At 60.6% G+C, this 14347-nt stretch carries 14 protein-coding genes; 5 read left to right on the forward strand and 9 right to left on the reverse strand.

Features of this window, described 5'->3' with window-relative positions; all coding sequences use genetic code 11:
* Positions 1-3: 3 nt before the first annotated feature.
* The 6 genes from ptsP to ICA16_RS21520 all read right to left on the reverse strand — a co-directional run bounded on the left by ptsP (position 4) and on the right by ICA16_RS21520 (position 6940).
* A complete protein-coding gene (gene ptsP, locus ICA16_RS21495) occupies positions 4-2520 on the reverse strand; it encodes a phosphoenolpyruvate--protein phosphotransferase (RefSeq protein WP_210701487.1) in 2517 nt (838 codons plus the stop codon).
* 106 nt (positions 2521-2626) lie between these two features.
* Entirely contained in the window at positions 2627-3649 is a 1023-nt protein-coding gene (locus ICA16_RS21500) for an SIS domain-containing protein (protein WP_210701488.1), read from the reverse strand.
* Entirely contained in the window at positions 3630-4736 is a 1107-nt protein-coding gene (gene nagA / locus ICA16_RS21505) for an N-acetylglucosamine-6-phosphate deacetylase (RefSeq protein WP_210554579.1), read from the reverse strand. The genes ICA16_RS21500 and nagA overlap by 20 nt, the downstream gene beginning before the upstream one ends.
* A gap of 24 nt (positions 4737-4760) precedes the next feature.
* Positions 4761-5492, reverse strand: a complete 732-nt coding sequence (locus ICA16_RS21510; RefSeq protein WP_042557811.1) for a GntR family transcriptional regulator — start codon at positions 5490-5492, stop codon at positions 4761-4763.
* Between the two features lie 282 nt (positions 5493-5774).
* Positions 5775-6290 (reverse strand): L,D-transpeptidase family protein, encoded by a 516-nt coding sequence (locus ICA16_RS21515; protein ID WP_150617226.1) that lies wholly within the window; start codon positions 6288-6290, stop codon positions 5775-5777.
* 98 nt (positions 6291-6388) lie between these two features.
* Complete coding sequence (locus tag ICA16_RS21520) at positions 6389-6940, reverse strand: NUDIX hydrolase (RefSeq protein ID WP_210701489.1); 552 nt, start codon at positions 6938-6940, stop codon at positions 6389-6391.
* A gap of 146 nt (positions 6941-7086) precedes the next feature.
* On the opposite strand from ICA16_RS21520, the gene ICA16_RS21525 reads away from it, so the two are divergent.
* The 5 genes from ICA16_RS21525 (at position 7087) to purT (ending at position 10367) form a co-directional block, all read left to right on the forward strand.
* Entirely contained in the window at positions 7087-7686 is a 600-nt protein-coding gene (locus ICA16_RS21525; protein ID WP_150594921.1) for a CoA pyrophosphatase, read from the forward strand.
* Positions 7687-7737: 51 nt separating this feature from the next.
* Positions 7738-8262 carry a gamma carbonic anhydrase family protein gene (locus ICA16_RS21530; RefSeq protein WP_047538150.1) on the forward strand — a complete coding sequence of 175 codons (525 nt, stop codon included), beginning with the start codon at positions 7738-7740 and terminating at the stop codon, positions 8260-8262.
* Positions 8259-8474 (forward strand): DUF1289 domain-containing protein, encoded by a 216-nt coding sequence (locus ICA16_RS21535; protein ID WP_150603762.1) that lies wholly within the window; start codon positions 8259-8261, stop codon positions 8472-8474. The genes ICA16_RS21530 and ICA16_RS21535 overlap by 4 nt, the downstream gene beginning before the upstream one ends.
* Before the next feature lie 143 nt (positions 8475-8617).
* Positions 8618-9085 (forward strand): preQ0 transporter, encoded by a 468-nt coding sequence (locus tag ICA16_RS21540; protein ID WP_210701490.1) that lies wholly within the window; start codon positions 8618-8620, stop codon positions 9083-9085.
* A 100-nt stretch (positions 9086-9185) separates the two neighbouring features.
* On the forward strand, positions 9186-10367 hold the full coding sequence (purT, locus tag ICA16_RS21545; RefSeq protein WP_210701491.1) for a formate-dependent phosphoribosylglycinamide formyltransferase: 1182 nt from the start codon (positions 9186-9188) through the stop codon (positions 10365-10367).
* Positions 10368-10455: 88 nt separating this feature from the next.
* Here purT and ICA16_RS21550 read toward each other — a convergent pair whose 3' ends face one another.
* The 3 genes from ICA16_RS21550 to ICA16_RS21560 all read right to left on the reverse strand — a co-directional run bounded on the left by ICA16_RS21550 (position 10456) and on the right by ICA16_RS21560 (position 14151).
* Positions 10456-11772 carry an MFS transporter gene (locus tag ICA16_RS21550; RefSeq protein ID WP_210554582.1) on the reverse strand — a complete coding sequence of 439 codons (1317 nt, stop codon included), beginning with the start codon at positions 11770-11772 and terminating at the stop codon, positions 10456-10458.
* Positions 11773-12084: 312 nt separating this feature from the next.
* A complete protein-coding gene (locus tag ICA16_RS21555) occupies positions 12085-13326 on the reverse strand; it encodes a transporter associated domain-containing protein (protein ID WP_210554583.1) in 1242 nt (413 codons plus the stop codon).
* 12 nt (positions 13327-13338) lie between these two features.
* On the reverse strand, positions 13339-14151 hold the full coding sequence (locus ICA16_RS21560; protein WP_150603765.1) for a cytochrome C assembly family protein: 813 nt from the start codon (positions 14149-14151) through the stop codon (positions 13339-13341).
* Positions 14152-14347 lie beyond the last annotated feature (196 nt).

Consider the following 14347-nt stretch of genomic DNA (forward strand, 5'->3'; position numbering starts at 1 on the left):
TTATTAGCGCAGAGGCCAGTGTTGGTGGCAGGCGTGACGTACCGCGGCGGCGCTGCTCAGCTTGAGCAGGTCGCGGGCGAGGCGTTGGCATTCGGCTTCGTGCAACTGACGTACGCGATCCTTGATTTCACCGATCTGTACTGGGCTCACCGACAATTCAGTGACGCCGAGGCCGATCAACACCGGCGTCGCCAGCGGGTCAGAGGCAAGGGCGCCGCAGACACCGACCCAGCGCTTGTGCACCGCCGCGCCTTCGCAGGTCATGGCGATCAGGCGCAATAGCGCGGGGTGCAAGGCATCGACACGTGCGGCGAGGCCGGCGTGGTCGCGGTCCATGGCCAGGGTGTATTGGGAAAGATCGTTGGTGCCGATGGACAGGAAGTCGGCGTGTTCGGCCAGTTGCTCGGCTTGCAATGCGGCGGCCGGGACTTCGATCATCACGCCGATTTCCGGGCGCTGAGTGATGTTCAGCTCAAGGCACAACGCGTCGACACGCTCACGGATGTGCAGCAGCTCATCGACTTCAGTGACCATCGGCAACAGGATTCGGCAACGCTGCAACGGGCTGACTTGCAGCAGCGCACGCAGTTGCTGATCGAGGATTTCTGGCCGCGCCTGAGCCAGACGAATACCGCGCAAGCCGAGCACCGGGTTGGCTTCGGCGGGCAGCGGCAGATAGTCGAGCTGCTTGTCGCCACCGACGTCGATGGTGCGGATGATCACCGACTTGTCGCCCATCGCATCGATGACCGCTTGATAGGCACAGCGTTGTTCTTCGACATCCGGTGCGGTCTGGCGATCAACGAAAAGGAATTCGGTACGCAGCAGGCCGACGCCATCGGCGCCGTTGGCGAAGGCGTCTGCTGCTTCAGCGCTGGAGGCGACATTGGCGACGACTTCGATGGTCACACCGTTGCGGGTTTCGGCCGGCAGATGCGCTTTGGCTTGCTGCGCATCGCGGCGTTGCTGGCGGTCGATTTGCATTTGTTGGACTTCGGCCAGTCGCTCAGCGCTTGGCGTCAGTTCGAGGCGACCGCCATCGGCATCAAGCACCACCGCTTGGCCTTGCGGTTGATCGAGCAGTGCTGAACCTAGTGCAACCATGCAGGGCAGACCTTTACCGCGCGCGAGAATCGCCACGTGGGAAGTCGCGCCGCCCTCGGCCATGCACAAACCGGCGACACCTTGCACGCTGAGTTGCAGCAGATCCGACGGCGTCAGTTCATGGGCAGCGACGATGGCGCCGGCCGGGACGTCGTAGTGCCAGGCCTCGCCGAGCAGGGCGCGCAACACGCGTTGCTTGAGGTCGCGCAGATCGTTGGCGCGCTCGGCCAGCAGCGCGCTGCCGGTGTGTTGCAGGACTTCGCACTGGACATCAATCGACTGGCTCCAGGCGTGAGTTGCTGCACTGCCTTGGTCGATGGATTGCTGTGCAGCGTCGAGCAGGGCCGGGTCTTCCAGCAATGCCAAATGCGCGGCGAAGATGGCTTCTTCGTCGGCGTTACGTTGTTTTTTCGCCTGGGCTAGGGTGCCGTTGATTTCGTTGCGTACCTGAGTCAGCGCAGTCTCAAGTTTCTGCTGCTGTTCCAGCAGATCATGATTGCCGGCATCCACTGGCAAGTTGATGGTGTTCAAACGAAATAACGGCCCGCCGACTAATCCCGGTGCGGCGCAAACACCCTGCAACACGCCAGCCTCGGCCGGACGCTTGGGGGATGCACCGCGCACAGGTGCGGCGGCGTGATGATCATCCGGCAGTGCGGTGGCCAATGCGCTGAGCAACGCTTGCAGCGCGGCTTCGGCGTCCGGTCCCTGACAGCTGACTTGCACTTCATCCTGCTCGCCGATTGCCAGCGCCATCAACCCGATCAGGCTGTTGCATGGCGCCGATTTGCCGGCGAAATACAGCTGCGACTGGCTTTTGTAACCTTGCGCAGTCTGACGAATCAGCGCAGCGGGGCGCGCATGCAGACCGCCTCGATGCGCGACCCGCACATGACCGTTAACCTCAGGCCCGCCGAGTTCTTCTGCATTCGCCGCCGAAGCGTTGCGCGCCACGATGTGCAACAACGGCTCGCCGACTTTCACCGGTTTCAGGGTGATCGGTCGCACCTGAAAATCCTGGCTGTTGGTCAGGATCAACAGGCTGACCAGGCTTTTGCATTGCTGGCCGACTTTGTCCAGGTCGTATCGCAACAGCGGCTGTCCGTTGCTCACTCGCACGCCTTCCTTGACCAGCATCGAAAAGCCTTCGCCGTTCAGCTCAACGGTGTCGAGGCCCAGGTGCAGAAGGATTTCCGCGCCATTGTCGGCGCGCACGGTGAGGGCGTGGCCGGTGCGGGCGACGTGAATGATCACCCCGGCGCATGGCGAATACAGGGTGTCGTTGAGTGGATCGATGGCAATGCCATCACCCATCGCACCGCTGGCGAACACCGCGTCCGGGACTTTGGCGAGCGTGAGCACCGGGCCGCTGAGCGGGGCGCTGAGGGTCAGCTCTTTATTGTTGTTGTTTTGCATGGCTCGGTCTCATCAGTAGTTCGGAATGTCGCGATTCCACGGTGTTGCTGAATGCCTGCATCGCGATCTCACGGTTTCGCTGAACCCTGTAGGAGCTCATCAGTGGTTAATGCGTGCGGGTCACTTTGCTCAGGTGGCGCGGTTGATCCGGGTCCATGCCTCGGGCCACGGCCAAACCTGCGGCCATCACGTAGAAACTCTGGATGGCCAGAATCGGATCAAGGGCCGGGTGTTCGGCGCGGGTCAGGGTCAGGTCGCGTTCGCTCACATCATCTGGCGCGGCCAGCAATACCCGGGCGCCGCGTTGACGCATTTCTGCCGCAAGGCTTAACAGACCAGCCTGTTCGGCACCGCGTGGGGCGAACACCAACAGTGGGTAGTGCTCGTCAATCAGCGCCATCGGGCCGTGACGCACTTCGGCGCTGCTGAACGCTTCGGCCTGGATCGCCGAGGTTTCCTTGAACTTCAATGCCGCTTCCTGGGCAATGGCAAAACCGGCGCCACGGCCGATGACCATCAGGCGTTCGCAATCGCGCAGGGCGTCGATGGCCACGCTCCAGTCCTGCTGGGCTGCTGCACGCAAGCCTTCGGGCAGGGCGTTGTGCGCCTCAAGCAGTTCGCTGTCTTCTTTCCAGTGCGCGATCAAACGGGCGCTGGCGCTGAGGGTGGCGATAAAGCTCTTGGTCGCGGCGACGCTGCTTTCGATGCCAGCGAGCAGCGGCACGCTGAATTCACACGCGGCTTCCAGTGGCGAATCGGCGGCGTTGACCATCGACACGCTCAGCGCGCCACGCTTGCGCAACAAACGCAGGCTGTTGACCAGATCCGGGCTTTGGCCCGATTGCGAAAAGGCAAACGCCACCTGACCGCTGACCTTCAGCGGGGCCTGCTGCATGGTCACCACCGACATCGGAATCGACGCCACGGGCACGCCCAGTTGCTGCATGGTCAGGTAGGCGAAGTAGCTCGCCGCGTGGTCGGAGCTGCCGCGCGCGATGGTCATTGCCACTTGTGGCGGCTGACGGCGCAGACGCCCGGCGATCTCGATCAGTTGCGGGTCGAGTTGCTGCAGTTGGGCTTGCACGGCCTCGAACGAGGACAGCGCCTCTTCAAGCATTTTTGAAGTCAATGTCTTCTCCTTCGACCATGACGGCGGTCAGTGTGAGTGAGCGATCCAGCCGCACGCAGTCGGCCCAGGCGCCGGGTACAAGGCGCCCGCGTTCGGTGATGCCGAGATAGTCGGCGGGGAATTGCGAAAGACGTTGCGAAGCCTCGGCAATCGGCAAACCGATCTTCACCAGATTGCGCAGGGCCTGATCCATGGTCAGCGTGCTGCCCGCCAGCGTGCCGTCGGGCAGGCGCACGCCGCCCAGGCATTTGGTCACGGTGTGGCTGCCGAGTTTGTATTCACCGTCGGGCATGCCGGCGGCGGCGGTCGAATCGGTGACGCAATACAGGCACGGGATCGAACGCAGGGCGACGCGGATGGCGCCGGGGTGCACGTGCAACAAATCCGGAATCAGCTCGGCGAATTTGGCGTGGGCCAGTGCCGCGCCGACGATCCCGGGTTCGCGGTGATGCAGCGGGCTCATGGCGTTGTACAAATGGGTGAAGCTGGTCGCGCCGGCGTCCAGTGCGGCGACGCCTTCCTCGTAACTGCCGAGGGTGTGGCCGATCTGCATGCGGATGCCGCGACTGCTGAGTTCACGAATCAAAGCGTCGTGGCCGGCGATTTCCGGGGCGATGGTGATCACGCGAATCGGCGCGAGCGCCAGATACTCTTCGACCTCGGCCATCAACGCGGTGTGGGCGAAGTTCGGTTGGGCGCCGAGTTTGCCGGGATTGATATACGGGCCTTCAAGGTGCACACCGAGCACTCGCGCGCTGCCTTTCGGGCGCTGCTCGCAGAACTCGCCGACCTCTTTCAAGACGCTGGAAATCTCCGCGCTCGGTGCGGTCATGGTGGTGGCCAGCAGCGAGGTGGTGCCGAATCGCACGTGGGTTTTGGTGATGGTCTCGAAGGCGCTGGCGCCTTCCATGATGTCTTTGCCGCCGCCGCCATGAACGTGCAGGTCGATGAAGCCTGGCAGCAGATAGGGCAGGTCGTTGTCTGCCGGGTCGCAAGGCACGCCTTCGATCGACACGACTTTGCCGTGTTCGTGAATCAGCCGGCCGCGAATCCAGCCGCTGGCGGTGAGGATGTTGTCTTCGGACATTTTGGTTCTCGCTTATGGCTGCTCTTAACGACGCAGCTCTGCAACAAAGTCGTAGTAGTCGTTGCGGCAATAGGTGTCGGTGACTTCGATCGGCGTGTTGTCTTCCAGATAGCCGACCCGGGTCATCAGCAGCATGGCGGTACCCGGGGCGATACCGACCAGGGCGGCGAACTCGTCCGAGGCGTTGATCGCCTGAATGTGCTGCAAGGCGCGGACGATCGGTTTGCCGATGCCGTCGAGGTATTCGTAGAGCGAATCGCCCACCGCTTGCGGCTTGGGCATGATCGAGGCGGGCAGGGTGCTCATCTCGATGGCCATCACGGTGTCGTCGGCTTTGCGCAGGCGTTTCATGCGCGCGACCTTGTCGTTCGGCGACAGACTGAGACGGATCAGTTCTTCGTGGGTCGGCAGGGTGATTTCTCGCTCCAGCCATTGCGAGCTGGGCACGAAGCCCTTGAGGCGAAGCATTTCACTGAAGCCGGAAAGGCGTGAAAGGGGTTGTTCCAGGCGTGGGGTGATGAACGTGCCGGAACCTTGCAAGCGCCGGATCAGGCCTTGGTCGAACAACACTTCCAGCGCCTTGCGTGCGGTGACTCGGGAGATGCCGAGCTGCTCGCTGAGATTGCGCTCCGAAGGCATCGCCTGTTCGGCTTTCCATTGACCGGAATGAATCGCCGCTTCCAGGTTGCGCGCCAGTTGCAGGTACAGCGGCGTCGGCTGGGAGTCGTCGGGGCGTAGGACGTGGAGGTCATTCATGTCGGTCATTTCCGGCGCGAGTATTGGATTGTTGTGGCTCGCTTGTGGGGCGGAAATTAATACCACTTGAATACCATGTCAACGCAGTGAAATGGCCATTAGGCCAATGAAATGGCGGGTTTTAGGTCGGTGGGCTTGAAGTGGTATTAGGGCTGGACTGTAAAAAGCAAAAGATCGCAGCCTTCGGCAGCTCCTACAGTAGGAAGTGGTATCAACCCTGTAGGAGCTGCCGAAGGCTGCGATCTTTTGATTTATTTTTTGCAGGTGACCGGCGGTCGGTGATTAAGGGCGGATTTCGATCATCGTGCCGTCCGGCACCAGACCCCACACTTCGCGCATATCGACGTTGCGCATGGCGATGCAGCCGTCGGTCCAGTCCAGGGTGTGCAGCAGGTCTTCGGGGTTTTCCTCCGTGTCAGGCGTGCCGTGAATCATGATCATCCCGCCGGGCTCGACGCCTTCACGGCGGGCGCGGGCCGAATCGGTGATGTTCGGGTAGGAAATGTGCATCGACAGATTGAATTTCTCGCTGGTCTTGCGCCAGTCGATCCAATAGAAACCTTCTGGAGTGCGTTTGTCGCCTTCTATCAGTTTCGGACCCTTTTTCGCGCCCTTGCCAAGCGAGATGCGATAGGTCTTGAGCGGCTTGCCGTCGGCAATCAACTGCAGACGATGAGCCGATTTGAGCACCAGGACTTTTTCGATCATCGGGGTGTTTGAAGGCGTCACGGTGGTCACGAATGACGCTTGCGAGACCGTAACGAACGACAGGCAGAACAGGGCAAGCAACCAACGCATTGAAACGATTCCCCAGGAAGTGACGCAAATATGACGTTAAGTGTAGGAGCTGCCGCAGGCTGCGATCTTTTGATCTTCTAGCCGGTGCCGTCGCCGGATCAAATAATGACCGGCTGGGCCAGCGGCGGAATCGATTCGGAACGAACCGGGTAGGTCTCGGCGCGCCGATCCGCGAAGAAGCATTCTAAAGTACGCCCCACCGTGCGGAAAGCCAGCTCATCCCATGGAATGTCGGCTTCGTCGAATAGTTGTACTTCCAGGCTCTCGGGGCCGGCAGCAAAATCCGGCTCGGCCAGCTCGGCGCGGAAGAACACATGCACCTGACTGATGTGCGGCACGTCGATCAGGGTATAGATGCTCAGGTTGCGCACCCGGGCGCAGGCTTCCTCGGCGGTCTCGCGGATCGCGGCCTGCTCGATGGTCTCGCCGTTTTCCATGAAGCCGGCGGGCAGGGTCCAATAACCGAGGCGCGGTTCGATGGCGCGGCGACAGAGCAGCACTTTAGTACCCCAGGTCGCGACACAGCCGGCGACGATATTGGGGTTCTGATAGTGAATGGTCTGACAGCTATCACAGACAAATCGCAGTCGCGAGTCGCCCTCGGGAATGCGCTGGGTCACCGGGTTACCGCACTGGCTGCAAAATTTCATGCTTGGGTTCCTGAAGGCTGCGCCTATCTTGGCGTGCAGCGGTGTCGGTCGGCAAGTTGTCGTTTCGCGACATGGCCCCGTGAGGGGGTTGGGCGGCTGCAATGATTGGTGCATGATGCAGGGTAAGGCACAGATCGAGAACACTCATGCTGGACGAGCTACTGCATAGGGTAAGCAACCACACACCGCGCACGCTGGAGACCGACAAACGTTTCCCCGAGGCCGCCGTTCTGGTGCCGATCACCCGCAGTGACGAGCCGGAACTGGTGCTGACCCTGCGGGCCAGCGGCCTCTCGACCCACGGCGGCGAAGTGGCCTTCCCCGGTGGGCGCCGCGACCCGGAAGACCCCGACCTGATCTTCACCGCGTTACGCGAAGCCGAAGAAGAAATCGGCCTGCCGCCAGGACTGGTCGAAGTGATCGGTCCGCTTAGCCCGCTGATCTCCCTGCACGGTATCAAAGTCACGCCTTATGTCGGCGTCATCCCCGATTTTGTCGAATACCAGCCCAACGACGCAGAAATTGCCGCCGTGTTCAGCGTCCCGCTGGAGTTCTTCCGTACCGATCCCCGCGAACACACCCATCGCATCGACTATCAGGGCCGCAGTTGGTACGTGCCGAGTTATCGATACGGTGAGTACAAGATCTGGGGGCTGACGGCGATCATGATTGTCGAGTTGATCAATCTGCTCTATGACGCGAAAATCAGTCTGCACCAGCCGCCCAAAAGCTTTATCAATACCTGAAGTCATAAGCCATCGTTCGAATGGCCACTCGTGAGCCCTGAGGAAAACAAGATGAAATACCGCTTGGGCGACGCCCGTGTCGAGACCCATCCACAGAGCTGGGTCGCCCCCAACGCTGTGCTGGTGGGCAAGGTCAAGCTGGAAGAGGGCGCCAACGTCTGGTTCAACGCCGTATTGCGCGGCGACAACGAGCTGATCCTGATCGGCAAGAACAGCAATGTGCAAGACGGCACGGTGATGCACACCGACATGGGCTACCCGCTGACCATCGGCACCGGTGTGACCATTGGCCATAACGCCATGCTGCATGGCTGCACAGTTGGCGATTACAGCCTGATCGGCATCAACGCGGTGATTCTCAATGGCGCAAAGATCGGCAAGAACTGCATCATCGGCGCCAACTCGCTGATCGGCGAAGGCAAGGAAATTCCCGATGGCTCGCTGGTCATGGGTTCGCCGGGCAAAGTCGTACGTGAGCTGACCGAGCCGCAGAAAAAAATGCTCGAAGCCAGCGCCGCCCACTATGTGCATAACGCTCAGCGTTATGCCCGCGATCTGGTTGAGCAGGAAGAATGACTACGCCGGAAAGACCAGTCGCCTCGCCGTGCGTGAATATTTGTGCGCTGGATGAGGCTGATATTTGCACCGGGTGCCAGCGTACGGTGGCGGAGATTACGCGCTGGAGCCGGATGAATAACGATGAGCGGCGGGTGGTGTTGGGGTTGTGTCATGAGCGGGCGAAGGCGAGTGGGTTGGTGTGGATGATAGGTAAGACGCCGGGCCAATAATTCAAGATCAAAAGATCGCAGCCTTCGGCAGCTCCTGCGGAATGGGCGGCGAACACGGTTAATGCAGGAGCTGCCGAAGGCTGCGATCTTTTGATTCTGCTGTGTCTAAAGTACCCTGTGCGCCAATCTGACAGGTCGCCCCCATGATTTTCCTCATCGCCTACATCAGCAGCGTTGTACTCATCAACTTCGCTTTCTCGACCGCGCCACACCTGGACATCATCTGGTCGGCGTGGGGCGGCTTGGTGTTCGTGCTGCGTGACATGGTGCAAACCCGCTTCGGCCACGGCGCAATCATTGCCATGCTGGCGGCACTGGTGTTGTCCTACGTCACGTCTGATCCGTCCATCGCTCTGGCCAGTGCCACGGCGTTCGCGGTCTCCGAATGCATCGACTGGCTGGTGTTCAGCATCACCAAGCGCCCATTGCGCGACCGGTTGTGGATCAGTTCGGCACTGAGCATTCCCCTCGACACCTTCATCTTTTTCGGCATGATTGACCTGCTGACTCCGCCGGTGATCATCACTGCGCTGGTCTCGAAGTTTGCCGGCGTCACCGCTGTCTGGTTGATCATGGCCTGGCGCGATCGCAAACAGGCCGTCGCCAGCTGAAGCCAAACCCTCGGGTTCATGTAAAATGCCGCGCTTTCTCCCCATGGAAAGCGCGCATGGCGACGCTTTCCTCGATGATCCGCTTCTTTGAGGACCTGAGATGACCCGTATCGGAACTCCATTGTCGCCAACCGCGACCCGCGTATTGCTGTGTGGCTGTGGTGAGTTGGGCAAGGAAGTGGTGATCGAACTGCAACGTTTGGGTGTTGAAGTGATTGCCGTCGACCGCTACGCCAACGCGCCGGCCATGCAGGTCGCGCATCGCAGCCACGTGATCAACATGCTCGATGGCGCCGCCCTGCGCGCAGTGATCGAAGCCGAGAAGCCGCACTTCATCGTGCCGGAAATCGAAGCCATTGCCACCGCCACTCTGGTCGAGCTGGAAGCCGAAGGCTTCACCGTGATCCCGACTGCTCGCGCTGCGCAATTGACCATGAACCGTGAAGGCATCCGTCGTCTGGCCGCCGAAGAGCTGGACCTGCCGACCTCGCCGTACCACTTCGCCGACACCTTCGAGGACTACAGCAAAGCTGTTGAAGACCTGGGTTTCCCATGTGTCGTCAAACCAGTGATGAGTTCGTCGGGCAAAGGCCAGAGCCTGCTGCGCAGCGCCGATGACGTGCAGAAAGCCTGGGACTACGCCCAAGAAGGTGGTCGTGCCGGCAAAGGGCGGGTGATCATCGAAGGCTTCATTGAATTCGACTACGAAATCACTCTGCTGACCGTGCGTCACATCGGTGGCACGACATTCTGCGCACCGGTCGGTCACCGTCAGGAGAAGGGCGACTATCAGGAATCCTGGCAGCCACAAGCCATGAGCCCGGTTGCGTTGGCGGAATCCGAGCGTGTTGCCAAAGCGGTAACCGAAGCGCTGGGTGGCCGTGGGCTGTTTGGTGTCGAGCTGTTTATCAAAGGTGATCAGGTGTGGTTCAGCGAAGTTTCGCCGCGTCCGCATGACACTGGCCTGGTAACGCTGATTTCCCAGGACCTGTCGCAATTCGCCCTGCATGCCCGCGCGATTCTGGGCTTGCCGGTGCCGCTGATCCGTCAGTTCGGCCCATCGGCTTCGGCGGTGATTCTGGTGGAAGGGCAGTCGACCCAGACAGCATTCGCCAACCTGGGTGCTGCGTTGAGCGAACCGGATACGGCACTGCGTCTGTTCGGCAAGCCTGAAGTGAATGGTCAGCGCCGGATGGGCGTGGCATTGGCACGGGATGAGTCGATCGAGGCTGCTCGTGCCAAGGCGACCCGTGCTGCTCAGGCTGTTGTTGTAGAGCTGTAAACCGAGGCGCGTTCATCGCGAGCAGGCTCACTCCTACAATTGGAATGCGTTCCCCTGTAGGAGTGAGCCTGCTCGCGATAGCGATCTATCAGGCAATCTGATTCAGATCGTTATTGCGCGTTTCCTTCAAGCACAGCACCGCGATCAAGCTGATCACCGCCGCTCCCGAAACATACCCGCCGACATAACTCAAACCACCCATCGCCACCAGTTTCTGCGCAAAGAACGGCGCCGCCGAGGCTCCGACAATGCCGCCAAGGTTGTACGCGGCCGACGCGCCGGTATAGCGCACGTGGGTCGGGAACAGTTCCGGCAACAACGCGCCCATCGGTGCGAACGTCACGCCCATCAAGAACAGTTCGATGCACAGAAACAGCGCCACGCCCCAGGTCGAACCCTGGGTCAGCAGCGGCTCCATCAGAAACCCCGAAAGAATCGCCAGTACACCGCCGATGATCAGCACCGGTTTGCGTCCATAACGATCGCTGGCCCAGGCTGACAGTGGGGTCGCTGCGGCCATGAACAACACGGCAAAACACAGCAGCCCCAAGAACGTCTCGCGGCTGTAACCGAGGGTGGACACGCCGTAACTCAGGGAAAACACCGTCGAGATATAGAACAGCGCATAACACACCACCATTGCCGCCGCGCCCAACAGGGTCGGCGCCCAATATTGGCTGAACAGTTCGACCAGCGGCAGTTTGACCCGCTCCTGGCGCGCCATGGCGTTGGCGAACACTGGCGTTTCGTGGAGTTTCAGACGTACATACAGACCGACCATCACTAGCGCTGCGCTGAGCAGAAACGGAATGCGCCAGCCCCAACTGCGGAACTGTTCGTCATCCAGCGTCATGGCCAGCGTCAGGAACAGACCATTGGCGGCGAGAAAACCAATCGAAGGGCCGAGTTGCGGAAACATGCCGAACCACGCTCGTTTGCCTTTCGGCGCGTTCTCCGTGGCCAGCAGCGCGGCACCGCCCCATTCGCCGCCCAATCCCAGGCCCTGACCAAAGCGCAGCACACACAACAGAATCGGCGCCCAGGCCCCGATGGTGGCGTAACCCGGCAGCACACCAATCAACGTGGTGCACACGCCCATCAACAGTAGCGAGGCGACCAGTGTCGATTTGCGCCCGATGCGGTCACCGAAGTGACCGAACAGCGCCGAACCCAACGGCCGGGCGAGGAAGGCAATGCCAAAGGTGAGAAACGCCGAAAGCATCTGCGCAGTGCCGGATGTTTGCGGAAAGAACACCGGCCCGATCACCAGTGCGGCAGCCGTGGCGTAGACGTAGAAGTCATAGAACTCGATCGCGGTGCCGATAAAACTCGCCGTGGCTACGCGGGTGGCGGAGTTGGTCGGTTGGGCTGGCGTGGTTTCGCTGAAAGCGGTACTGGTCGTCATGCGGTGATCCCTGACAGTCATGAGCTCCGGTGGAGCGAATTATTATGGTTGAGCACCCAGGGATGTGGGATCAGGCGCGAGCGCTGTTTCGAGTAGGAACAGTCGTCGGAGTGAAGCGGAAATCGTCGAGATCCGTGTAGTGCGGGGTAAGCACAAGGTTCGGCGAGGCTTGGGTAAGCCGGCTGGATTATAGGAAGGTGGCTAACAATCAAACAAGAGTAAAAGATCGCAGCCTTCGGCAGCTCCTACAGGGGACCGCATTCCAAAATGTAGGAGCTGCCGAAGGCTGCGATCTTTTGATCTTTTGATCTTCTATCTGGCAGGCACCAGAGCAGGTACAGAAGAGGTATGCCAGATCAGCACCTTGCTCACCCGGTTCTCCTCGGTCTCGAGAATCTCCAGCCGATAACGCCCGATCTTCAAGCAAACAGCGCTTTCCGGAATGGTCTCCAGCGCCTCGGTTACCAGGCCATTGAGGGTTTTCGGCCCATCGCTGGGCAAGTGCCAGCCCAGGCACTTGTTCAATTCACGGATCGAGGCGGTGCCGTCGATCATCATGCGGCCATCGGCTTGTGGGTGAATGTGCGGATTATCGAGGCTGTGCTCGCTTTCGAATTCGCCGACGATTTCTTCGAGAATGTCTTCCAGCGTGACGATGCCGAGCACTTCGCCGTACTCGTCGACCACCATACCCAGACGTCGCTGCTGCTTGTGGAAGTTGAGCAGTTGCAGCTGCAGCGGTGTGCTTTCGGGCACGAAGTACGGCTCGTAACTGGCGGCTAGCAGCGCTTCGCGGGTCAGGTCGTCATCGTTCAGCAAGTGACGGATCTGCCGGGTGTTGAGCACGGCTTCAACCTGGTTGATATCACTGTGGAACAGCGGCAGGCGCGTGCGCTTGGTGTTGCGCAGTTGTTCGATGATTTCTTCGATCGGGTCGTCGAGGTTGATACCGTCGACGTCACTGCGTGGCACCAGAATGTCGTTGACCGTAATGTTGTCCAGCGCATGGATACCCGACACCGGGTGCGCGCGAACCGGGTGCTCCGGGGCATCGTGACGATCAGTCGGCGCATCGTCTTCGCTTTGCTGCACGACCTGGACTTTGCGCACCAGCGGCGTCAGCAGCAAAGCGCTGATACGGCTGAACAGCCAGGCGAACGGGTAAACGATTTTCAGCGGCACCGCCAGCAGCGAATTGCCAAACGCCAGCACGGCATCCGGATAACGCTGGGCGAGGGAGCGCGGGAAGTAATCGGCAAACACCAGCAATACCGCACCGACACCCAGGCACGCCGCCCACGGGCCGTTTTCTTCACAGAGGAAAATCGCCAGTAGCGTGGCGATCATCACCGCGAGCGCACGGCACAGGGTATTGCAGAGGATCAGGCTGTCGAGCGGGAAGCTCAGCTTCGCCAGCGGTTTATCGCTGGCACGCGAGGCTGTGCGTTGTGCGAGCAGGTGCTGCTGCGCGATTTCGACGGCGGTAAATAGCCCCGACCATAAAACCAGCAGGATAAATACCGCGAGCATCGGCCCTATGGGCAAACCGTCCATTTATGCCGCCCGTCAGATGTGCAGAATGTATTCACGAACCAGTTTGCTGCCGAAGTACGCCAACATCAGCAGGCAGAAACCGGCGAGGGTCCAGCGAATCGCCTTGTGGCCGCGCCACCCCAGACGATTGCGGCCCCACAACAGCACGCTGAAAACGATCCAGGCCAGACACGCCAGCAAGGTCTTGTGCACCAGATGCTGGGCGAACAGGTTCTCGACGAACAGCCAGCCGGAGATCAGCGACAGCGACAGCAGCGTCCAGCCGGCCCAGAGGAAACCGAACAGCAGGCTTTCCATGGTTTGCAGCGGCGGGAAGTTCTTGATCAGCCCGGACGGGTGCTTGTGCTTGAGCTGGTGGTCTTGCACCAGCAGCAGCAAGGCCTGGAACACCGCGATGGTGAACATCCCGTAGGCGAGGATCGACAATAGAATGTGCGCAAGAATACCCGGCTCTTCATCGATGATCTGCACCGTGCCGGCCGGCGCGAACTGCGCCAGCAACACGGTGATCGCACCCAGCGGGAACAGCAGCACCAACAGGTTCTCTACGGGAATCCGCGAGCAGGCGAGCAGTGTCAGGGCGATCACTGCCGCCGCGATGAGACTGGAGGCGCTGAAGAAATCCAGGCCCAGACCGATCGGGGTCAGCAAATGCGTGAGCAGGCTGGCGCTGTGAGCCACCACGGCGAGGACGCCGAGCGTAACCAGCAGGCGCTTGTTCGCCTTGGCGCCGGTGGCCAGACGAGTGCTCTGATAAAGGGTCGCAGCGGCATATAGAAGGGCGGCGGCGAGGGTAGTCAGCAAACTGGGTGACAAGGGGAGCATAAATCCTGTTAGGCAAGCCCGAAAGGGGCTGAGTTTGGCATAGAACCGCCATGACACGAAAGACTCAGGAAGCTGACAGCGAGGTGTCCGCCAGACGCAGTCTTCGCTATAATCCGCGACCTGCCCACGCCGCAGGCTCGCCGAGCACATGTTGATTCCGGTCTGGGCCGCCATTATCCCGGTCTACACAGGGCCT

Origin of the sequence: Pseudomonas anatoliensis, from assembly GCF_017976235.1 — a bacterium.
GTDB classification, from domain to species: domain Bacteria; phylum Pseudomonadota; class Gammaproteobacteria; order Pseudomonadales; family Pseudomonadaceae; genus Aquipseudomonas; species Aquipseudomonas anatoliensis.